This is a genomic window from Streptomyces sp. CNT372 (genome assembly GCF_000377145.1).
In genome coordinates, this window is sequence record NZ_KB897783.1 from 142012 (window position 1) to 164109 (window position 22098).

The following is a 22098-nucleotide window of genomic DNA, read 5'->3' on the forward strand; positions in this document are numbered from 1 at the left end:
GTATTCGGAGCCGCGGCCCGGGAGGACTGGTGGTCCCCCGGTGGCCGCCCCGCCGCCGGGCCGGCCACGGAAGACGGACGGAACACGGAAGGAGCACGGAAGGAGCACGGAAGGAACGCGGAAGGACCCCGGACGGGCGGACACGAGGTCCGTCCCGCCGGGGTCCGGGGCGCCGGTTGTCAGGCCTCGACGCTGTCCTTCTTCGCGCCGTCCTCGGGACCGCCGTCGGTGGCACCGGAGACGGCCGCCTCGGCGGCTTCCCGCTCGGCCTGCTTCTTGGAGGCGATCAGGCTGGTGATCGTGGTGATCACCAGGACGCCGCAGATGACCGTCAGCGAGAACGGGATGGAGATCTCCGGGACGTGGACGCCGCTCTCGTGCAGCGCGTGCAGCACGAGCTTGACGCCGATGAACCCGAGGATCACCGAGAGGCCGTAGCTGAGGTGGACCAGCTTCTTGAGCAGTCCGCCGATCAGGAAGTAGAGCTGGCGCAGGCCCATCAGCGCGAAGGCGTTGGCCGTGAACACGATGTACGGGTCCTGGGTCAGGCCGAAGATCGCGGGGATCGAGTCGAGCGCGAACAGCACGTCGGTGGTGCCGATGGCCAGCATGACCACCATCAGCGGGGTGAGGACGCGCTTGCCGTTGACCTGGATGAACAGCTTGGTGCCGTGGTACCGGTCGGCGACGCCGAACTTCTTCTCGATCGACTTGAGGAGACGGTTCTCCTCGAACTCGTCCTCCTCCTCGTCCGCGCGGGCCTCCTGGATCAGCTTCCAGGCGGTGTAGATGAGGAACGCGCCGAAGATGTAGAAGACCCACGAGAAGCTGGCGATGATCGCGGCGCCGGCCGCGATGAAGATCGCGCGGAGCACCAGGGCGATCAGGACGCCGATCAGCAGCACCCGCTGCTGGAGGTGGGAGGGCACCGAGAACTTCGCCATGATCAGGACGAAGACGAAGAGGTTGTCCACACTGAGGGACTTCTCGGTGATGAAGCCGGCGAAGAACTCGCCGGAGGCCTGGGTCTCGCCCATGAAGAGCAGGCCCAGCCCGAAGAAGATCGCGAGGGCGATCCAGATCACGGACCAGATGCCCGCTTCCTTGATCGACACGTCATGGGGCTTGCGCCCGATGAAGAAGTCGACCGCGATGAGGGCGCTCAGACCGAGAATCGTGAGCAACCACACGTTGAATGAAACGTCCACTGCGCCTCCGGCGTCGTACGGCTACTGATCAGCGTCGTCGCTGCCGGAGGTCTCCTCCACCCGGCGCTCGCGCGCGCGGGCCGACGCCCCGGGACCTCTCTGTCGGTCCGTACTGACGGGCACGCCGCGAGTCGGGAGTACTCCCCTCCGCTGCGACGAACAGTACAGGTACAGCCAAGGAAAGGTAAAGAAAAGGGTAAAACCGCAGGTGGGAGGGGCGCTCAGCGCCCCCAGGACCGCCGGGCGGCCGTCACCCGGCCGAGCACCTCCCGCAGCACACCGCTGCCCGGCGGCACGGTGGCCGGCTCGTACGTCCACGCGTGGCGGACCCAGGGGTCGGCGAGGTGGTCGTCGGGCACGGGTGTGATCCGGAGCAGGGAGCGCCACAGCGGGTCGAGGACCGGGCCGTAGGCGCTCGCGTCCTCGCGGTCGGCGACCATCATCAGATGGACGCCAACGGACGGGCCCTCGTCGGCGAGGTAGCGGAGCTGGTTGACGGCCCGGTCGTCGAAGCCGTGCGGGAAGTCGTTGACGACGAGGAGCTGCTCCGCCCGGTCGAGATCCGGCGGCAGCGCGTCGGAGGCCCCGCCGCGCAGGGCCATGGACACCAGGTCGACCCGCTCGGTGAGCCGGGCGAGCACCGACTGCACACCGGCGGCGCCCGCGGCCGGGGGTGCGGCCAGCACCTCGGAGTCCACCAGTGGGGCCAGGGCGGCGGAGGCCGAGCCGGCGGGGTCGACGACATGGACGGTGAACTCGCCGGGCGGGTAGACGGCGATCAGGCGGGCGGCGAGCGCCACCGCCGTCTCGGCCGCCTGTCTGCGCAGGGCGCCCTCGTCCATCGCCAGGGCGGCGTCGGAGCTGGAGCGGCCGCTGTCGACCCACAGCCCCCGCTCCAGCGGCAGGCGCACCAGCAGGGGCAGCCTGAGCCGGGGGCTCTCCGGCAGATGGATGTCGCCTATCCGCAGGGCCATGGGGATCTCCATGGGGACGCGGTAGGCGTGCCAGACGGGGTTGTCCCAGCGGGCGTAGGCGGCGGGGAGGGCGGGCTCGACGACCTCGGACTCGGCGGTCAGCTGGGCCAGGTCGCGGTCGAGAACCTGGCGGGCCTGGTCGGCCAGCTCCTGGTACTGGGCGCGGGCGGCGGCCCGGGCCGCGTCGCCGCCGCTGCCGATACGGCTGCGCGGGTCGGACAGGGCCTGGTCCAGCTCCTTGTCCATCCGGTTCTCGGCGAACTCCAGCGCGCTGCGGTACGCGGCGACGGTCCGGGCCAGGTCCTCGAACATGCCCCAGACCTGGTTGTAGAGGCGCTCCTCCATGGACCAGCCGGTGGCGTCGCCGGCCACCGGCGCGGCCGGGCGGCCTGGCTCGGCGGGGCCCGGGGCGGGCGGCGGTACGGGTGGGGCGCCGGTCTGGCGGCGGGGGTGGGAGTAGTCGATGGGGCCGCCGGAGGGCACCTGCGGTCCGTCCGTCGGGGCGGTGGCGGAGTCGCCGGGGGCCGGGTTCCCGGCCGAGGCGGCGGCTGCCTGGGCGGCGGGCACGGACAGACCGCCGTCGCGGGCGGGGGTGGCGGGATGTGCCGGGTCGCCGGGCCGGCCGACGGCGCCCCCGCCCGTCGCCGGTGACGGGGCCGAGGACGGAGACGGAGACGGAGACGGAGCCGAGGCGGGCGCGGCCTGGGGCGGGCCGGCCTGGTCGGGCCGGGTGTGCACCCGGGCGGGCTCGGTGCGCGGGGCGGCGGGGGCCACCGCGGCCCGGGCGGCGGCGGCGAGGTCCTGGGCGAGGGCGGCCGTCAGGCCCTGGTCGGCCAGGAGGGCGGCCAGGCCCCCGTCGTAGCCCTGGCCCACCGCGCGGACCTTCCAGGCGCCCTGGCGGCGGTACACCTCGACGGCGACGACGGCGGTCTCCGAGTCGAGGTCGGTGACGGTGAAGCTGGCGATCTCCTCGCCGCCCCGGCCGGACACGGCGACGAAGGGCGCGGCCGTCGCGCCGAAGCGGTCGGGGGCGCCCGAACCGGTCAGCGCCAGCAGCACGTTGACCTGGTGGACGTCGCCGGGGAGGGCGTCCAGATCGAGGCCGTAGCGGGGTGTCCGGTCCGCCGAGGACGGGACCTCGACGCCGGGCAGGGCCGGGGAGCCGGGGTGGGCGATCCACTCCGGGCGGGCGGTGGCGCCGGCGTCCACACAGGAGACGCAGGCCATGACCGGGTGGGCCGCGGACACCCGGATGTCCAGTCGGGTGTGGGGCAGCGGGTGGTTCTGCCCCCGGACCAGCTCGGCCGTCATGCTCGGTGTCCCCTCGGTGCTCTGCCGTGTCGTGCCGTGTGGTGCGCTCTGTGGAGTGGTGCGGTGCCGTGCTGCGGTGCGGTGCTGGTGGTGCTGCGGTGCGGGTGGCGCTTGTGGCGCGGTGCCGTGTGGTGCCTGTGGGGGCGCCGCGTCGTGCGGGGACGCGGGCGGGCAAGCGGTGCAGCTCCCGGCGGCCGTTGCCTCCGGGAGCTGCGGGTCCGCGGCCCCGGGTGCCGGGGCCGGTGGCGCCTACAGGTGCGGCAGGATCGCCGGCATCAGGTCCTGGAAGGTGCGCCCGTTGGCCGGGTTGCCGAGGGCCGTCATCTTCCAGCCGCTTCCGGCGCGGTGCACCTTGGCCATGATCTGGGCCGTGTACTGGCCGCCGCCGTCGAGCGTGTAGCGGGCCAGCTCCTGGCCGTTGGTCTCGTCGACGATGCGGCAGAAGGCGTTCTGCACCTCCTGGAACGTCTGGCCGGTGAAGGAGTTCACCGTGAAGACGATCTGGTCGATGTGGACCGGGACCCGCTGGAGGTCCACGAGAATCGCCTCGTCGTCGCCGCCGGAGCCGGCGCCGCCCACCAGGTTGTCACCGGTGTGCTTGACCGAGCCGTCGTCGCTGACGAGGTGGCGGAAGAAGACCACGTCCACCGGCTGCTTGTCGGCGAAGAGCACCGCCGACGCGTCCAGGTCGATCTCGCGGGTGCGCGAGCCGAACAGACCGCGGCGAGGCGCCGCCTGCCAGCCGAGCCCCATCCGCACAGCCGTGAGGGTGCCCCCGTCGCTCTTCTGCAGGCTGATGGCCTGGCCCTTGGTCATGTTGACCGTCACGCGCTGTCCCCTTCTTCGGATTGCCACCGCTTTCCTACGCGGTTGACCTGCACCCTACGAGTGGTGACGGCGGTGCAGCACCGTCCGCCCGAATTTGTGTCGGTCTTGCAACACACCGTCCGGGCGCGGCTCAGGCGAGCCCCGCCTCCTTCATCTGGCGCAGCTCCTTCTTCAACTCCCCCACCTCGTCGCGCAGTCGTGCCGCCACCTCGAACTGCAGCTCCGCGGCGGCGGCGCGCATCCGGTCGGTCATCTCCTCGATGATCGCGGCCAGTTCGGACGCGGGGCGGTCGGTGAGCACCTCGCCCTTCTTGCCGCCGGTGCGGCCGCCGAGCGCGGGCACCGGGGCCTTGCCGCCCTTGCCGGCCCGCTCGGGGCTCGCCTGGCGGTAGCCGGTGCCGAGCAGTTCCTCCGTGTCGATCTCCTCGCGCGCGATGGTCGCGACGATGTCGTTGATCTTCTTGCGGAGCGGCTGCGGGTCGATGCCGTGCTCGGTGTTGTACGCGATCTGCTTCTCGCGGCGGCGGTTGGTCTCGTCGATGGCCTTCTCCATCGCGGGCGTGACCTTGTCCGCGTACATATGGACCTGGCCGGAGACATTGCGCGCCGCGCGGCCGATGGTCTGGATCAGGGAGGTGCCGGAGCGCAGGAAGCCCTCCTTGTCGGCGTCGAGGATGGCCACCAGGGAGACCTCGGGGAGGTCCAGGCCCTCTCGCAGGAGGTTGATGCCCACGAGGACGTCGTACTCGCCGGCCCGCAGCTCGCGCAGCAGCTCGACCCGGCGCAGGGTGTCGACGTCGCTGTGGAGGTAGCGGACCTGGATGCCCAGTTCGAGGAAGTACTCGGTGAGGTCCTCGGCCATCTTCTTGGTGAGGGTGGTGACGAGGACCCGCTCGTCCTTCTCGGTGCGCAGCCGGATCTCGTGCACCAGGTCGTCGATCTGGCCCTCGGTCGGCTTGACCACGACTTCGGGGTCGACCAGGCCGGTGGGGCGGATGATCTGCTCCACATGGCCGTCCGAGCGGGAGAGTTCGTAGGCGCCGGGCGTGGCGGACAGATAGACGGTCTGACCGACCCGCTCGGTGAACTCCTCCCATTTCAGCGGCCGGTTGTCCAGGGCGGAGGGGAGCCGGAAGCCGTGGTCCACCAGGGTGCGCTTGCGGGAGGCGTCGCCCTCGTACATCGCGCCGATCTGGGGGACGGTGACATGGGACTCGTCGATGACCAGCAGGAAGTCCTCGGGGAAGTAGTCGAGGAGGGTGTTGGGCGGGGAGCCCGGGTCGCGGCCGTCGAAGTGGAGGGAGTAGTTCTCGATGCCGGAGCAGGAGCCGATCTGGCGCATCATCTCGATGTCGTAGGTGGTGCGCATGCGCAGCCGCTGGGACTCCAGCAGCTTGCCCTGCTTGTCCAGCTCGGCGAGGCGCTGCTCCAGCTCGGCCTCGATGTCGTTGACCGCGCGCTCCATGCGCTCCGGGCCGGCGACGTAGTGGCTGGCCGGGAAGACGTAGAGGGACCGGTCGTCGCTGAGGATCTCGCCGGTCAGCGGGTGGAGGGTGGAGAGGGCCTCGATCTCGTCGCCGAACATCTCGATGCGGACGGCCAGTTCCTCGTACACCGGGAAGATCTCGATGGTGTCGCCGCGGACCCGGAAGGTGCCGCGCTGGAACGCGGTGTCGTTGCGTGTGTACTGGATGTCGACGAAGCGGCGCAGCAGCTGGTCGCGGTCGATCTCGTCCCCGACCGTGAGGGGGACCATGCGGTCCACGTACTCCTGCGGGGTGCCGAGGCCGTAGATGCAGGAGACCGAGGCGACCACCACGACGTCGCGGCGGGTGAGCAGCGAGTTCGTCGCGGAGTGCCTCAGGCGCTCGACCTCCTCGTTGATGGAGGAGTCCTTCTCGATGTAGGTGTCCGACTGCGGGACGTACGCCTCGGGCTGGTAGTAGTCGTAGTACGAGACGAAGTACTCCACCGCGTTGTTCGGCAGGAGCTCGCGGAACTCGTTCGCCAGCTGGGCGGCCAGGGTCTTGTTCGGCGCCATCACCAGGGTGGGGCGCTGGAGCTTCTCGATCATCCACGCCGTCGTCGCCGACTTGCCGGTGCCGGTGGCGCCGAGCAGGACGACGTCCTGCTCGCCCGCGCGGATGCGCCGCTCCAGGTCGGCGATGGCCGTCGGCTGGTCGCCGCTGGGCTGGTAGGAGCTGACGACCTCGAAGGGCGCCACCGAACGTTCGATCTTGGAAACGGGCCGCATGGTCTCCACGGTACGACCCGCCACCGACAACGGGCGCGGAGAAGCACCGGGGGCAGGGCGGGGCCGGGGGCAGGGCGGGGGTGGGGGTGGGCTCCGGGCCCGGCGGCAGCAGGCGGGGCGCCGGTGGATGCCGCGCGAGCGGGGCCGGGGTCAGTAGTCGTGGCCCGGGCGGTCGGACGGTTCGCCGTAGCCGTGGCGGCGGGCGGCGTCGGCGGCCCAGGCCGCGCGCCCCGGGGGCGGTTGCGCCGTGCGCTGGGCGGGGATGCCCGGGCGGCGGTTCTCCTCCGCCCGGTCGTCGCGGGCGTCCGCGCCGCCCGTCACCAGCAAGGGGTCCCACAGCACCACGACGGCGGCCAGCAGCAGGAAGACCACCGGGCCGACCAGGACCGGCGCGAGCAGGGTGGTGGCCGGCTCCCCCGCGTCGCCGGGCCCGGTCGCGGGGTGGAGGTGGACGCTCACGGCGGCCATGCCCGCGTAGTGCATCCCGCTCACCCCGACACCCATCACCAGGCTCGCGGCCAGGGTCGTGCGCAGCCCGTGCAGCGACACGGCAGCCCAGAGGGCGGCGGTCGCGGCGACCACCGCGATCAGAACCGACAGCGCGACGAGGAACGTGTTGTACTCCAGAGTCCCCCGCAAGCGCATTCCGGCCATTCCGAGGTAGTGCATCGACGCGATGCCGAGGCCGGTGAGCATACCGCCGGTGACCAGCGCCATCACGGTCGCGCGACGGCGCCCGACGACGAAGATCCCGACACCCACCATCACGACGGCCACGGCCAGTGAAGCGAAGGTGGTGGCCCGGTCGTAGCCGATCGGGGCCTCGGCGACGCTGAAGCCCATCATCGCGACGAAGTGCATGGTCCAGATCCCGGAGCCGATGGCGGCGCTGCCGAGCGCGAGCCAGAGCGGCCGCTGCCGTCCGCCGCGGCGGACGGCTCTGGTGGTGCAGCGCAGCCCGAGGGCCGCGCCGAGGCAGGCCATCAGATAGGCCACCACCGGGGTGACCAGCCCGTACTCGAATCCGTCCACCGTGCCCTGCATCCGTACGCCTTCCGCCCCGCGTGCTTCCCCTGCGTCCCCCGGCCCCGTCCGTCCCGGTCCCCGCGCTCCGCCGGCGATCCCCGCGATCGCTGATGGCGTCCGTTTCGGGCGAGACTACGACCCCGCGGGACGGTTGGAAACGGGGGGACGGCGTCGGGCGGCCAGCTCGGGCCCCCGGCGACACCGCGTGCCTGCCCGGATGCCCGCGGTGGCTGGTTCTCGACTGTCCCCGCCCGCACGGCCGCCGGAGGCAGCCGCACGCCCCGGCCCGCTGTCGGTGCCGGGTCCTACCGTGGGTTCATGAGCACCTTCGAATGGGACGTCCTGGACACCGCCGTGGGGCCGCTGCTGCTCGCCGCGAGCGGCGAGGGGCTGGTCACCGTGGTCTTCCACGCGGACGAGGCGGTCCGCGACCGGGCGGTGGCACAGCTCGCGGACCGGCTCGGTGCGGAGCCGGTCCACTCCGGTTCCGGCCGGCTCACGGAGGCGATACGCCAGCTCCGGGCGTACTTCGGGGGTGGGCTGCGGGAGTTCGACCTCCCACTGGACTGGTCCCTCTCCGGCGGCTTCAACCGCCAGGTGCTGGGCGAGCTGACGGCCGCCGCCCCGTACGGCACCGTAGTCGGGTACGGGGACCTCGCCGCGCGGGTCGGCCAGCCGGGCGCGGCCCAGGCGGTCGGCGCGGCGATGGGCTCCAACCCGCTGCCGGTGGTGGTGCCGTGCCACCGGGTCGTCGAGACGGACGGCGGGCTCGGCGGCTTCGGGGGCGGCCGGGAGACCAAGCGGCGGCTGCTCGCGCTGGAGGGGGTGCTGCCGGAACCGCTGTTCTGACGGCGGGAGCCGTTGCTCCGACGGCAAGAGGGCGGCGCTGCCGCCGCTGCCAGGCCCGGCGGCCGGGCACCGGCCCGTTCCCGTGGTGGTGGGGTGCTGGCACACTGCGTCGGTGACTCTCCGGCCCGACGCACCCGACGCACACCACGCCCCTGACACCCCCGGCGGCACCCTCCACGACGCTTCCGGGGCGGTGCTCGACGCCCCGTCCGTGGCGGCCGCGGACCTGCCCGCGCTGCGACGGCGGATCAACGCGGTGCTCGTCGCGGGCCAGATCCTCGGCGGACTCGGTGTGGCGACCGGCATCGCGCTCGCCACAGTCCTGGCCCAGGAGGTCAGCGGCACGGAGGCGCTCGCCGGTCTCGCGCCGACGGCAACCGTGGCGGGTACGGCGGTCCTCTCGGTGCCGATGGCCGCGCTGATGACCGCCCGCGGGCGGCGCCCGGGCATCGCCCTCGCCTACCTCGTCGGCGCGCTCGGGGCGGGCGTCGTCGTGCTCGCCGCCGTGATCGGGAACTTCCCGCTGCTGCTGGCCGGGATGGCCGGATTCGGGGCGGCCTCCTCGGCCAATCTCCAGGCGCGCTTCGCCGCGGCGGACCTCGCCGAACCGGAACGCCGGGCGCGAGCCATCTCCCTGGTGGTGTGGGCCACGACGATCGGCGCGGTCCTCGGCCCGAACATCGCCCCACCCGCGGGCGACAGCGTCTCCGGACTCGGCGTCCCCGCCGCCGCGGGCCCCTTCGTGTGGGCGGCCGGGGTCTTCCTGGCCGCCGCGGTCCTGGTGCTGGTGCTGCTGCGTCCCGACCCGCTGCTCACGGCGCGTGCGCTGGCACCGGAGGACCACTCGCCGGCCGGGCGCTCCCTGCGGGCCGGTCTCGCGGCCGTACGCGCCTCCCCCACGGCGCGCCTCGCCCTGGTGACGGTCGCGGTCTCGCACACGGCGATGGTGTCGATCATGTCGATGACGCCCGTGGCACTCGGGCACCACGGGGCGGACATCCAGCTCATCGGCCTGGTCATCAGCGGCCATATCGCGGGTATGTACGCCTTCTCCCCGCTGATGGGCTGGCTCGCCGACCGGATCGGCAGGCTTTCGGTGATCGGTCTCGCGGCCGGCCTGCTGGCCGTCGCGGCGCTGCTCGCCGGGACGGCCGGGGCCGACCACACCCGCACCGCGCTCGGTCTGTTCCTGCTGGGCCTCGGCTGGTCGGCCGGGCTGGTGGCCGGCTCCGCGCTGCTCACCGACGCCGTCCCGCAGCCCTCCCGGGCGGCGGCGCAGGGCCTGTCGGACCTGACGATGAACACGGCGGCGGGCATCGGCGGGGCGGCGTCCGGACTGATCGTCGCGCAGGCGGGATACGGGTGGTTGAACGCGGTCGGGGCACTGTTGCTGCTGCCGATGGCCGCGCTGGCGATCCACCGGGCGACCGCCCGCGACTGAGGGCCCGAGGCCCGCGACGCGCGCCCCTGGCCACCCGGCGGGCGCAGGGACACGCGCCTCTCCGCGTACTCCGGCGCAGGGGCAACACCCCTACCGCGCGGGGGTGTCCGAAGGCCGCCGGGTCAGGGACGGCGGGTGTTTGGGTGCCGTGCCGCCGTGCCAGGGATGAGACATGCCGAACACCGCCGCAGAAGTCTCCGCAGAGGTACGCACGGCCCTCGACTCCGGCGCCCCCGTGGTCGCCCTGGAGTCGACGATCATCGCGCACGGCCTCCCGCGGCCCCGGAACCAGGAGGTCGCGCACGAACTGGAGGAACTGGTACGGGCGCAGGGCGCGGTGCCCGCCACCGTCGCCGTCCTGGACGGCCGGCTCCATGTCGGCCTGGACAAGTCCGGCCTGGAGCGCGTCGCGAGCGATCCGGGGATGCGCAAGCTGGGGCACCGCGACCTGGCGCCCGCCCTGGCCGCCGGTGCGAGCGGCGCGACGACCGTCTCGGGCACCGCCTTCGCCGCCGAGGCCGCCGGCATCCGGGTCTTCGCGACGGGCGGACTCGGCGGCGTCCACCGGGGCTGGACCGACACCCAGGACGAGTCCGCCGACCTGCGCCTCCTCGCCCGGGTCGGGGTGACCGTGGTCTGCGCGGGCGTCAAGTCGATCCTGGACGTGCCCGCCACACTCCAGCGGCTGGAGACGCTGGGCGTGGGCGTCCTCGGCTACGGGACCGATCACTTCCCCGGGTTCTACCTCGCCTCCTCCGGGGAACCGGTCGACTGGACCGTGCGCACCCCGCAGGAGGTCGCCGCCGTGATGCGGGCGCAGGACCTGCTGGGCGCGCCGCGCGCGGCCCTGGTGGTGGCCAACCCGGTGCCGGTGGCCGACCAGTTGGACCCGGAGCTGCACGACCGGGTGCTGGCGCGGGCGCTGGCGGAGGCGGAAGGCGCGGGGATCACCGGCCAGGCGGTCACCCCGTTCCTCCTGGAGCGGCTGACGCGCTGGACGGAGGGCGCGTCCCTGGAGGCCAACCTCGCGGCGGTGCGCGGGAACGTCGTGCTGGCGGCCCGGATCGCCGCCGCCTACGCGTGACCCCCGGCCAGGGCTCGACCCGCGGCACGGACGCGCGCGGGCTGCTCGTCGTCGGCGATGTCGTCACGGACGTGGTGGCCCGGTACGAGGCGCCACTGGCGACGGGGACGGACACCGCCGCGCGCATCCGGATCGTGCCCGGCGGCGCGGGGGCCAATGTGTGCTGCTGGGCGGCGGAACGCGGCTGCGAGGACGTCCGGCTGCTCGCCCGGACCGGGGCGGCGGACGTGGCCTGGCACGCCGAGCGGCTGCGGTCGGCCGGCGTGCGCCCGCTGCTGGTACCGGACGCGGAGGCGCCGACGGCGACGGTCATCGCGCTCGTCGACCGATCGGCCGAGCGCACCTTTCTCACTGACAGCGGGGCGGTTCTGCGGTTGTCCCGCACGGACTGGGCACCCGAACTCCTGGAGGGCGTCGGACATCTGCACCTGTCGGGCTATCTGTTCTTCGCCGACAGCAGTGCGGAGGCGGCCCACCGCGCGATGCGCTCGGCCCGGGAGCGGGGCATTCCGGTGAGCGTGGACCCCGCGTCGGCCGGATTCATCGCCGAGCGCGGGCCCGACCGGCTGCTGGCCGCTCTCGACGGCACGGATGTGCTCCTCCCGAACGCGGACGAGGCGCGCCTGCTGACCGGCCTGCCGGACCCGTACGAGGCGGCGGTCCGGCTCAGCCGGACCGCACGGCTCACGGTCGTCACCCTGGGCGGGCAGGGGGCGCTGGTCGCGGAGTCGGGCCGGGTCACCGCCCGGGTCCCGGCGGTGCCCGCCCGGGCGGTGGACTCGACGGGCGCGGGCGACGCGTTCACGGGGGCGTTCCTCGCCGCCCGGTTGCGGGGCGCGGACGCCACGTCCGCGGCGCGGGAGGGCTGCCGGGCGGGGGCGCGGGCGGTCGCCGTGGTGGGCGGGAGGCCCGGGCGGGCGGAGTCGGTGGAACCGGGCGGCTGAGCGCCGGGCGGGTCGGGGCGACGGCGCGGTCGGTGGTTGAGCGGCCCTGGCCGGTCGCAGGCCGCGATCGCGGGTCGGCAGGCCGGTCCAGGCCGGTCCAGGCCGGTCCAGGCCGGTCCAGGCCGACAGGCTGGTTCAGGTCGGCAGACCGGTTCAGGTCGGCAGACCGGTCCAGGCCGGGCGGCGGGGATCGTCGGCGCGGACCACGACATCGGCCGAGTGCTCCGGGTCGGTCTCCGACTCGTAGCGGGCGAAGGCGGGCAGGGTCCAGCGCTCGTCCTGCGGGGTCCGGCGCTCCAGGGCGGCCGGGGAGAGCCGCAGATGCACGGTCAGGTCGAACGGGAACCAGTGCCCGAGCAGCAACGGCCCGTGCAGCAGCAGCACTCCGCCCGGCGGCAGGGTGACACGCGGGGAGCGGGTGGCCCGGTCGGTGGCCGGGTCCCACAGGTCGGGCAGGACGCGGCCGTCCCCGTCGGCGTCCAGCGGACCGATCACCTCGCGCCAGAGGGCGCCCGTGTCGAACCAGCCGCCGTAGTAGGTGTCCGGGTCCTCGCGCCCGTACTCGTACCGCAGTGAGGCGGGGCGCAGAAAGCCGTCGGTGCCGACGACCAGGACGCCGTGCCCGGCCAGGCGCAGTTCCTCGCCGATGCGCGCGGCCAGTTCGCCGGGACGGGCGGCAGGGGCGCCGTCGACGCCGACGCGCAGCCAGGGGCCGTCATCGGCGGGCCGCGCGTCCCGGAGGCGTTCCGCGATCCGGGCGGCCAGCAGGTCCCAGGTGATCGGCTCGACTCGCACGGCTCCATCATCGCCCGGGGCGGGGGTGGGTGGGCCGGGGGCTGCCCGGACGGACGGACGGCGGGTGCGCGGGCAGCCGGGGTGTGCCACCGGGGGCGGGTCGCCGGGCCCCGGGCCGAGGCAGGTCGCCGGGCCCGGGGCCGAGGCGGGTCGCCGGGGACCCGGCCAGGGCCAGGACCGCCGGGACCCGGTGCCGTAGGGCCGCCCGGGCCGCTCAGGCTCCTCAGGCCGGGGTCGGGGCAGGGGCCGGATCAGGGGCCGCGCCGATGAGGGCCGCGTCGCCCTCGGCCTTGATCCGGCCGGCGCCCACACCTTCCCCGAGGGTCAGTTCACCGGCGATCAGCTCCCGGCATGTCTTTGTGTCGAGCGTCAGCACCGCGCCGGGCGACGTGGCAGGGCCGTCCCCGTAGGGCCCGTCCGCGTCCGCCACCGCGCCGAGCCGCACATGGAAGACGCCCTCGTCGACCCGGACCTCGACCACCCCGGACCGGCCGTCGACCGGGGCTCCCGCCGCCAGCAGGCCGAGCAGGGGCACGGCGAACCAGTGCGCCCGCACCGCGTCCGTGGGCCGGGGCGCGCCGAGTTCGGGAGCGCCCCAGCCGGCGAGCGCGTCGAGCACGGGCAGCAGCGCCCGCCCGCGGGCGGTGAGTTCGTACACCGAGGCGGCGGCGGGAGGCGGCAGTCGGCGGCGCGTCGCGAGGCCCGTCTGTTCCATGTCCTTGAGTCGCGCCGCCAGGACGTCGGTGCTGACGCCGGGCAGATCCGCGTGGAGGTCGGTGTAGCGGCGGGGTCCGGCCAGCAACTCCCGTACGACGAGCAGCGTCCAGCGGTCTCCGACGACATCGAGGGCGCGGGCTGCGGCGCAGTACTGGTCGTAGCTCCGGCGGCGGGTCTGACGTGGCATACGACGCAGTCTAGACATGTTGTTGGACTTTCCAAGCTTCTACTTGGTAAAACCAAGTACGCCATTTCAGTCCTGGGAGGCCACGGCATGGAGTTCCGGCAGTCGAGCAAACTCAGCGAGGTCTGCTACGAGATCCGCGGCCCGGTGATCGAGCACGCCAACGCGCTGGAGGAGGCAGGCCACAGCGTCCTGCGGCTGAACACCGGCAATCCGGCCCTCTTCGGCTTCGAGGCGCCGGAGGAGATCGTCCAGGACATGATCCGGATGCTGCCGCAGGCACACGGCTACACCGACTCCCGGGGCGTCCTCTCCGCCCGTCGCGCCGTGGTCCAGCGCTACCAGGCGATGGGCCTCGCGGACATCGACGTGGACGACGTGTTCCTCGGCAACGGAGTCTCCGAACTGGTCTCCATGGCCGTCCAGGCCCTGCTGGAGGACGGCGACGAAGTGCTGATCCCCGCACCGGACTTCCCGCTCTGGACGGCGGTGACGACGCTCGCCGGGGGCAGGGCCGTGCACTATCTGTGCGACGAGGAGTCGGACTGGTACCCGGACCTGGACGACATGGCCGCGAAGATCACCGACCGGACGCGCGCGGTGGTGATCATCAACCCCAACAATCCCACCGGCGCCGTCTACCCGCGCGAGGTGGTCGAGGGCATCCTCGAACTGGCCCGGCGCCACCAGCTGATGGTCTTCGCCGACGAGATCTACGACCAGATCGTCTACGACGACGCCGTCCACCACCCCACCGCCACCCTCGCCCCCGACCTCGTGGTGCTGACCTTCGGGGGGCTGTCCAAGACCTACCGGGTCGCCGGGTTCCGCTCCGGGTGGCTCGTCGTCAGCGGCCCGCGGCACCACGCCCGGAGCTATCTGGAGGGGCTCACGATGCTGGCCTCGATGCGGCTGTGCGCCAACGCGCCCGCGCAGTACGCCATCCAGGCCGCGCTCGGCGGACGGCAGTCCATCCGGGAGCTGGTCGCCCCCGGCGGGCGGCTCCACGAACAGCGTGAGCGGGCCTGGCAGCGGCTGAACGAGATCCCGGGAGTCTCCTGTGTGAAGCCGAAGGGCGCGCTGTACGCGTTCCCGAGGCTGGATCCGAAGGTGTACCCGATCCACGACGACGAGAAGTTCGTGCTCGACCTGCTGCTGCGGGAGAAGATCCAGGTCGTGCAGGGCACGGGGTTCAACTGGCCGCGCCCGGACCACTTCCGGATCCTGACCCTCCCGTACGCGGACGACCTCGACGCGGCGATCAGCCGGATCGGACGGTTCCTCAAGGGCTACCGGCAGTAGGCGCTGCCGGGGCGCGGGCCGCTCGGCCGGGGGGCTCGGCAGCCGGGTTTCCAGCCGCCGGGCCGGGTTTCAGGCGGTCAGGCCCGGTTTCAAGCCGCCGGGCCGGTTTCAAGCCGCCGGGGCGACGAGGACGCGGACGGGGTCGCCGGCCAGGTAGGCCGCGATGTCCTCGACCGCCTCACGGAAGTAGCCCCGGTAGTTGCGTCCGGTCACATAGCCGAGGTGGGGCAGCCCGAGGAAGTGGGGCGCGGTGCGCAGAGGGTCGTCCGCGGGCAGGGGTTCGTGCTCGAAGACGTCCGCCCCCGCTCCCGCGATCCACCCCTCGCGCAGGGCGTCCAGCAGGGCCGCCTGGTCGACGATGGCGGCGCGCGAGGTGTTGACCAGGTACGCGGTCGGGCGCATCCGCTTCAGCTCGTCGGCCCCGATCAGCCCGCGGGTCCTGTCGTTGAGTTGCAGATGCACGGAGACGACGTCCGACCGCTCAAGCAGCTCGCCGAGGGAACCGGCCCGGACCGCCCCGTGCTCGGCGGCCCGTTCGTCGGTGAGGTGGCGGCTCCACGCCATGACCTCCATACCGAACGCCCGGCCCACCCGGGCGACCTGCGCGCCGATCTTCCCGAGGCCCAGCAGGCCGAGCCGGGCGCCGTGCAGATCCATGCCGAGGGTGGACTGCCAGGGCCCGCCCTCGCGCAGGGCCGCGTTCTCGGCGGGGACATGACGGGCGAGGCCCAGGATGAGCGCCCAGGTCAGCTCGGCCGGCGGTTCGGAGTTGCTGGCGGTGCCGCAGACGGTGACTCCGTGACGGGAGGCCGCCTCCAGGTCGATCGAGGCGTTGCGCATCCCGGAGGTGACGAGCAGCCGCAGCCGGGGCAGCCTGGCCAGGAGCGACGCGGTGACCGGGGTGCGCTCGCGCATCACGACGAGGATCTCGCAGTCGCCGACCTCCCGCACCAGGGCGTCCTCGGAGGTGAAGTGCTCCTGGTGGGAACGGACTTCGACGCGGTCGCCGAGGACGCTCCAGTCGGCGAGGGTGAGGGCGACCCCCTGGAAGTCGTCGAGCACGGCGCAGCGCAGGGTCATGGGAGCCGAGCGTACCCGGTGGGTAGAACTCCCCCATGGCGCCGGTGGTCTTCCAGCTGCGCAGGGGGCGGCACTGCGCCGGGTGCCGACGGGGACCGCTGCCGATGCACACGGTGGAGGCCGGTGTGCCCGTCTGTCTGGACTGTGCCGATCTCGGCCATCTGGTCTTTCTGCCGCGTGGCGACGCGGCGCTCACGCGCCGGGCCCGCACGCGCAGTTCGCTGTTCGCCGTCGTCGTCCAGCCGGACCGGCGCCACGGCCGGCTGGAGCGGCTGGGGCTGCTCGTGGAGCAGGCCGCGCTCGCCGCGGCGGAGGCCGCCTGCCTGGCCGACGCGGGTGCGCGGGCCCGGCGGCGCGCTCGGGACGCCGAGCGCCGGGCGGCCGGGGACCGCCGTTTCACCGAGGCGCTGGCCGCCGAGATCCGGCAGCTGTACCCGGGGTGTCCCGAGGAGCGGGCCGCGGGGATCGCGGCTCATGCCTCGGTGCGGGGCAGCGGCCGGGTCGGCCGGACCGCCGCGGGACGCGCCCTCGATCCGGGCGCGGTGACGGCGGCGGTGCGGGCCTCGGTGCGCCATCTGGACACGCCGTACGACGCCCTGCTCGCGGCCGGGGTCGCCCGCCACCGGGCGCGGGCGCGGGTGGCGGACGCGGTGGACGCCGTGCTGGCCTCCTGGCGGACCGCACCGGCGACGCGGCCGCCGCCGGGAGACCGACGGCCTCCGTCTCAGGCGGAGGCGCCGCGGGACGCGGGGCGGAAGCGGCGGTAGAGGACGGCACCGCCGAGGAGCATCGCGGCACCGGCCGGTACGGCGAAGGCCAGAGAGTCGGCGCCGGTCTGGGCGAGGGAGGCGCCGGCGGGCGCGGGCTCCTCCGCCGGGGCGGCGGGCTTCTGCGGAGCGGCGGGCTTCGGGCTCTGCGGGGTGGGCTTGGCGGGGGTGGCCGGCTTCACCGGGGGGTTGCCCGGGACATTGGTGGAGGTGTTGCCCACCGCGGGGTTGCCGATGCCGACGACGTTGACCGAGTTGCCGCTGGCGTTGACCGGGAGGTCGACGGGGAGCTTCACGCCGTTGCCGGAGAGGGCACCCGGGGAGTTGGCGGTGTCGCCGCCGGCCGTGGCGCCGCCGCCGGAGTTGTGTGTGCCGGAACCCTGCTGGGAGCCCCCGCCCTGCTGTGAACCGCCGCTCTGCGAGCCCCCGTTCTGGGAACCACCGCCCGAGTGCGAGCCGCCGCCCTGTGAGACGTTGGCGCAGGAGTTACCGGCGGCCGGGTTGAGCAGGCCGACGACGTTGACCGTGTTGCCGCAGGCGTTGACCGGGACGTGCACGGGCACCTGGACGGAGTTGCCCGAGAGGACGCCCGGGGAACCGGCCGCGGTACCGTCCGCCGTCGAGTCCGCCTGCGCCCACCCCGTGGACATGGCCAGCGCGCCACCCGTGAGCATCACGGTGACCAGCCCCTTTCGGTGAACCTGCCTCATGCGTCGTCCCTGCCTTCAGAAGTACCTCGCGGGGCACTTGCCCGCACCGGACTCAACGCCGCCGCACGGCTGGAAGGTTCGGCCGATCGGGTTCTTCACCCCTTGGTGTGAGAACTCTCGAACGCCGGGAACCGGAGGCGGCGTACGAGCGTCACGCGCGAGCGTCGGACCAGGCATCCGGGGCCGGGCCCGGGGCCTCGTACGCGCCCGCCTCGAAGTCCGGGGCCGGGTCGGGGGCGAAGTCCGGGGCCGGGTCGGGGGTGGGGAGGTCCCCGCCGAGGACGGTCGCGAGGGTGGCGGCCGGGTCCGCGCCGGGAGTGCCACGCGGCCACCAGTCCTCGCGCCCGCTGTCCGACTCATAGCCGTACCAGAGCCCGTCCCGCCCCAGGCGCAGTTGGAGGGCCGGGGCGGAGAGCCGGTTGCGCCAGGGGCGGAAGGCCGCCAGGCCGGCCGCGGCCAGTGCGGGCCGTGCCCGGTCGAAGGGGCCGGCCGGGGGGTCCCACGGCTCCTCCAGCACCTCCAGCGCGACGGCTCCGCCCTGGCGCCAGGCCGCGACCGCGCGGGCGAGGTCCGTCGGTGTGCGGCCGGTGGCGGCGGCCAGGTCGCGGTAGAGGGCGCGAGTGGAGGCGGTGAGCCCGGATCCCGGGTGGGCGGCGGCCAGCCGGACGGCGTCCTGCCACGGGGTCAGTCCGGCGACCGGATCGACTCCGGTGGTCAGCAGCGCGTGGGCCCGGGCCGCCGCCTCACCCGCCAGGAGGTCGAGGGCGAGCGGATCGGGTGCGCCGGGCGCGTCCGGGCAGGCGGGGGGACGTCCGGGCCCGGGCAGCGGGGGGAACGGCGGCGGCAGGGCGGACCGGCCGGCGGCATGGACCGCTTCCCGGGCGGTCACCGTCGCCTGCGGGGCGGGCATCCGGGCGCGCTCGGCGGCGGAGCGGCCCGCGTTGCGGCGGGCGAGGTCGGCCAGGATCCGGCGCTCGCCGCGGCCCCGCATCAGGAAGAGCACGAAGGGGTCCTCGTCGAGGAGGGCGGCCGTGCGGTAGCAGAGGGCGGCGGCGTGTTTGCAGGGCAGGCCGTCGTCCGGGCAGGAGCAGTCGGTGACCAGGTCGCCGGGGGCCGGCAGCAGGCCGGCGGTGGCGGCGAGGGCGTGCGGCACCTCCTTGTCGAGCAGCGCGGCGATGTGGTCGGGCCGGGCGGCGGCCTCGTCGAGCAGGTGGCCCCACTCCTCGTCGCCGAGGGTGCGCAGCCGGATCTCGGTGCGGTACGGGCGGATGCGGCTGCCCTGCACATAGGCCGTGACCCGGCCGGGTGTGACGGTGACGGACGCGACCATGCCCTGGCGCGCGTAACGGCGGCCGCGCTCCAGGCGGGCCGCGTCGAGGGCGGTGTCCTCCAGGGCGGCCACCCAGGCGCTCCCCCACCAGGTGCCGGCGCTCCCCGTGCCACCGGCCTCCGCCCCGCCGTCGGCCTCCGCCCCGGCGGCGAAGGTCTCGGCACCGAAGGTCTCGGCGCCGAAGGTGCGGCGCAGGTCGTCGGAGGCCGGACGGGCGGGCCCGGCGGCCCCGGCCCGGCGGCGCCGTGGAGACGAGTGGGGTGGGCGTGGTGGGGGCGGGGTCATGACGCCCTCCGGAGCGAGACGAGATCGGTCAGTTCACGGTCGGTCAGCTCGGTGAGCGCCGCCTCGCCGGAACCGAGCACGGCGTCGGCGAGGGCCCGCTTCCCGGCGAGCATCTCGGCGATGCGGTCCTCGACGGTGCCCTCGGTGACCAGCCGGTGCACCTGGACGGGCCGGGTCTGCCCGATGCGATAGGCCCGGTCGGTGGCCTGCTCCTCCACGGCCGGGTTCCACCAGCGGTCGAAGTGGACGACATGGCCGGCCCGGGTGAGGTTCAGCCCGGTGCCCGCGGCCTTCAGGGAGAGGATGAACACCGGGACCTCGCCGGACTGGAAGCGGTCCACCATGCGTTCCCGTTCGGCTACCGGGGTGCCGCCGTGCAGGAGCTGGACGGGGACCGCGCGGGAGGCGAGGTGGTCCGCGAGGAGGCGGGCCATGGCGACGTACTGCGTGAAGACGAGGACCGAGCCGTCCTCGGACAGGATGGTGTCGAGCAACTCGTCCAGCAGGGCGAGCTTGCCGGACCGCCCGGTGAGCCGGGCCGGACCCGCCGCGCCGGTGCCCCGGGTGCCAGGGCCGCTGCCGCCGTGCTCCTTGAGGAACTGGGCGGGGTGGTTGCAGATCTGCTTGAGGGCGGTCAGCAGCTTCATGATCAGACCGCGCCGGGCCATGCCGTCGGCCGCCTCGATCGCGGCCATGGTCTCGCGGACCACGGCCTCGTACAGGGACGCCTGCTCCCGGGTGAGCGGCACCGGGTGGTCGGTCTCGGTCTTCGGGGGCAGTTCGGGCACGATGCCCGGGTCCGACTTCCGCCGGCGCAACAGGAAGGGCCGGACGAGACGGGCGAGCCGCTCGGCCGCGTCCGGGTCCTCTCCGCTCTCCACCAGCCGCGCGTGGCGGGCGCGGAAGGAGGTGAGCGGGCCCAGCAGCCCCGGGGTCGTCCAGTCCAGCAGTGCCCACAGTTCGGAGATGTTGTTCTCCACGGGGGTGCCGGTCAGGGCGACCCGGGCGGGCGAGGGAATCGTCCGGAGCGCCTTGGCCGTCGCGGAGAGGGGGTTCTTGACGTGCTGGGCCTCGTCGGCGACGACCATCCCCCAGGCGTGCCCGGCCAGCCGCTCGGCACTGCCGCGCATGGTGCCGTAGGTGGTCAGGACGAAGCCGCCGCCGGACTCGGGGAGTTCGCGGTCCGTGCCGTGGAAGCGGTGGACGGGCACGCCGGGCGCGAACCGGGTGATCTCCCGCTGCCAGTTGCCGAGGAGGGAGGCCGGGCACACCACGAGGGTCGGCTCCGGGCGGGCGCGTCTGAGGTGGAGGGCGATCACCGTGACGGTTTTGCCGAGTCCCATGTCGTCGGCCAGGCAACCTCCGAGGCCGAGCGAGGTCATCAGGTCCAGCCAGCCGAGCCCCCGGAGCTGGTAGTCGCGCAGGGTCGCGGCGAGCCCCGGTGGCTGGGACACCGGCGCGGTGCCGGACGCGAGCCGGTCGCGCAGGGCGGCGAGGGCACCGGTCGGGACGGCCTCGACCGTCTCCCCGTCCACCTCCGCCGTGCCGGTGAGGGCGACGGCGAGCGCGTCGACCGGTGCGAGGAGGCCCAGTTCCCGCTTGCGTGCCTTCCGGACGAGGTCCGGGTCGACGACCACCCACCGGTCGCGCAGGCGCACCACCGGCCGGTGTGCCTCGGCGAGGGCGTCCATCTCGTCCGGGGTGAGGGGATCGCCGTCGAGCGCGAGCTGCCAGTGGAAGGCGAGCAGTTCCGTGCTGTCGAAGAAGGAGGTGCCGTCCGTCGCCGATCCGGGGGCGGGGCGGACCACGGCGGCGGCGCTGAGGGTGCGGGCGAGTTCCCGTGGCCAGTGGACGGCGATCCCGGCTGCGTCCAGCCGGGCGGCGCCCGGTCCGAGGAGGTCGTACAGCTCGGCCTCGGTGAGGGCGAGGACGTCCGGGGCGTCCTGTTCCAGCAGCCGGCCGAGGGGCGGCCAGACCCGCACGGCGCGGCGGAGGGCGAGGAGGGCGTCGATCCGGGCGCGCGGCCCGAACTGCTCCTCCGCCTCGCCTGCCCACAGGCCGGCGGCGTCGACGACCAGTGCGGCGTCGGCGAGGCTGTGGACCTGGACGACGGCGGCGGCCGCGTTGCGCCGTGCGTCCTCCTTGGCGAGGCCGCCCCTGCCGGGGGCCGCCTCCGGCGGGTCGGCCGTGTCGAAGAGGGTGAAGGCCGAGAGGTCGAGCCGGAGGGAGACACGCACGCCCGCGTCCATCCCGGCGGCGGCCTCGGCGGCCCAGGCCCGGGCGTGGGGCAGGTGCTGCGGGGCGGTGGCGGCGAACGGCGCGCCCGCCGCGTGGGCGGCGGCCGGGGTGCGGGGCAGGGCGTCGGCGACGGCGTCGAACAGCTGCCGGACGAGGGCTTCCGGCTCGGGCAGCCGCAGCGGGGGCGGACCGGGGACCGGGACGGCGTGCGCCTCGGGGGGCATGGCGGCGGCGATGGCGCGCAGCTGCGCGATGTCGTCGGCGTCCAGCGGGCCGGCCCGCCAGGCGTCGTGGTCGGTGTCGGTCAGACCGGGCAGGAGGCGGCCGCGCGCCACGAGGTGCAGCGCGTGCAGGGCGGCCGCGCCCCAGCAGGCGGCGGCCGGGTGGGCGTGGGAGGTCTGGCGGGCGGCGACGAGCACGGGGAGGGCGTCGGTGACGGCGAGCAGGCGGGCGGGCACGGTGCGGCTGCGGACGCCCCGGCCGTGGGCGCGGACCACGGTGACAGAGCCGTCGGCGCCCGGGACCTCGCCGCCGTCCACGGCCCAGAAGGCGACCCGCCCCTCGCGCGGCAGGGCTCCCGGGAGGAAGACCGCGGCGCACCGGAGGAGGGAGGGCGCGACCGCGCGGACGCTCTCGGGCGCGCTGGGCTCGGTCATGACGGACACCTCCTCCCCCGGTCGGACGGCACGCCTCACGCGCCCGTCCGCCGAACTCCGCTGACACATCTGACGACAAGGACGACCTTACGGGCGGGGTCTGACAATGCCCGGC

The 22098-nt window shown here is 74.4% G+C and carries 17 protein-coding genes; 6 read left to right on the forward strand and 11 right to left on the reverse strand.

Translation table 11 applies throughout. The annotated features are described in order from the left end of the window. Nucleotides 1-179 precede the first annotated feature (179 nt). The 5 genes from C593_RS0117740 to C593_RS0117760 form a co-directional block, all read right to left on the reverse strand. Nucleotides 180-1208 carry a TerC/Alx family metal homeostasis membrane protein gene (locus C593_RS0117740; protein ID WP_026277800.1) on the reverse strand — a complete coding sequence of 343 codons (1029 nt, stop codon included), beginning with the start codon at nt 1206-1208 and terminating at the stop codon, nt 180-182. Between the two features lie 221 nt (nt 1209-1429). Then, a complete protein-coding gene (locus tag C593_RS0117745; protein WP_018848650.1) occupies nt 1430-3493 on the reverse strand; it encodes a TerD family protein in 2064 nt (687 codons plus the stop codon). 249 nt (nt 3494-3742) lie between these two features. Then, the gene (locus C593_RS0117750) at nt 3743-4321 is read right to left on the reverse strand and encodes a TerD family protein (RefSeq protein ID WP_018848651.1); all 579 of its coding nucleotides are present in this window, start codon (nt 4319-4321) and stop codon (nt 3743-3745) included. A gap of 130 nt (nt 4322-4451) precedes the next feature. Further along, nucleotides 4452-6575 (reverse strand): excinuclease ABC subunit UvrB, encoded by a 2124-nt coding sequence (gene uvrB, locus C593_RS0117755; protein ID WP_018848652.1) that lies wholly within the window; start codon nt 6573-6575, stop codon nt 4452-4454. 150 nt (nt 6576-6725) lie between these two features. Further along, a complete protein-coding gene (locus tag C593_RS0117760) occupies nt 6726-7619 on the reverse strand; it encodes an MHYT domain-containing protein (protein WP_018848653.1) in 894 nt (297 codons plus the stop codon). 300 nt (nt 7620-7919) lie between these two features. Between C593_RS0117760 and C593_RS0117765 the strand changes: the two genes are divergently transcribed. From C593_RS0117765 to C593_RS0117780, 4 genes are all read left to right on the forward strand, one after another. Then, complete coding sequence (locus C593_RS0117765; protein ID WP_018848654.1) at nt 7920-8450, forward strand: methylated-DNA--[protein]-cysteine S-methyltransferase; 531 nt, start codon at nt 7920-7922, stop codon at nt 8448-8450. 193 nt (nt 8451-8643) lie between these two features. Then, entirely contained in the window at nt 8644-9891 is a 1248-nt protein-coding gene (locus C593_RS0117770) for an MFS transporter (RefSeq protein ID WP_020610344.1), read from the forward strand. A 172-nt stretch (nt 9892-10063) separates the two neighbouring features. Continuing rightward, complete coding sequence (locus C593_RS0117775; RefSeq protein ID WP_018848656.1) at nt 10064-10975, forward strand: pseudouridine-5'-phosphate glycosidase; 912 nt, start codon at nt 10064-10066, stop codon at nt 10973-10975. Continuing rightward, nucleotides 10972-11919 (forward strand): sugar kinase, encoded by a 948-nt coding sequence (locus C593_RS0117780; protein ID WP_018848657.1) that lies wholly within the window; start codon nt 10972-10974, stop codon nt 11917-11919. The genes C593_RS0117775 and C593_RS0117780 overlap by 4 nt, the downstream gene beginning before the upstream one ends. A 153-nt stretch (nt 11920-12072) precedes the next feature. Here C593_RS0117780 and C593_RS0117785 read toward each other — a convergent pair whose 3' ends face one another. After that, nucleotides 12073-12714 carry a hypothetical protein gene (locus tag C593_RS0117785; RefSeq protein WP_018848658.1) on the reverse strand — a complete coding sequence of 214 codons (642 nt, stop codon included), beginning with the start codon at nt 12712-12714 and terminating at the stop codon, nt 12073-12075. Nucleotides 12715-12937: 223 nt separating this feature from the next. Beyond that, the gene (locus tag C593_RS0117790; RefSeq protein ID WP_018848659.1) at nt 12938-13618 is read right to left on the reverse strand and encodes a transcriptional regulator; all 681 of its coding nucleotides are present in this window, start codon (nt 13616-13618) and stop codon (nt 12938-12940) included. Nucleotides 13619-13705: 87 nt separating this feature from the next. On the opposite strand from C593_RS0117790, the gene C593_RS0117795 reads away from it, so the two are divergent. Continuing rightward, entirely contained in the window at nt 13706-14917 is a 1212-nt protein-coding gene (locus tag C593_RS0117795; protein WP_018848660.1) for a pyridoxal phosphate-dependent aminotransferase, read from the forward strand. 108 nt (nt 14918-15025) lie between these two features. Here C593_RS0117795 and C593_RS0117800 read toward each other — a convergent pair whose 3' ends face one another. Further along, nucleotides 15026-15997, reverse strand: coding sequence for a D-2-hydroxyacid dehydrogenase family protein (locus tag C593_RS0117800; protein ID WP_018848661.1), 972 nt, complete (start codon nt 15995-15997; stop codon nt 15026-15028). 35 nt (nt 15998-16032) lie between these two features. Between C593_RS0117800 and C593_RS29960 the strand changes: the two genes are divergently transcribed. Next, on the forward strand, nt 16033-16764 hold the full coding sequence (locus C593_RS29960; RefSeq protein ID WP_078521639.1) for a DUF2293 domain-containing protein: 732 nt from the start codon (nt 16033-16035) through the stop codon (nt 16762-16764). Here the strand turns inward: C593_RS29960 and C593_RS0117810 are convergent. The 3 genes from C593_RS0117810 to C593_RS0117820 all read right to left on the reverse strand — a co-directional run bounded on the left by C593_RS0117810 (nt 16722) and on the right by C593_RS0117820 (nt 21983). Further along, nucleotides 16722-17474: a chaplin gene (locus C593_RS0117810; RefSeq protein WP_020610345.1), complete on the reverse strand. Its 753-nt coding sequence runs from the start codon at nt 17472-17474 to the stop codon at nt 16722-16724. The two genes, C593_RS29960 and C593_RS0117810, sit on opposite strands and share 43 nt — an antisense overlap. Before the next feature lie 151 nt (nt 17475-17625). Then, nucleotides 17626-19089 carry an SWIM zinc finger family protein gene (locus C593_RS0117815; protein WP_018848664.1) on the reverse strand — a complete coding sequence of 488 codons (1464 nt, stop codon included), beginning with the start codon at nt 19087-19089 and terminating at the stop codon, nt 17626-17628. Beyond that, complete coding sequence (locus C593_RS0117820) at nt 19086-21983, reverse strand: DEAD/DEAH box helicase (RefSeq protein ID WP_018848665.1); 2898 nt, start codon at nt 21981-21983, stop codon at nt 19086-19088. The genes C593_RS0117815 and C593_RS0117820 overlap by 4 nt, the downstream gene beginning before the upstream one ends. Nucleotides 21984-22098: the final 115 nt, after the last annotated feature.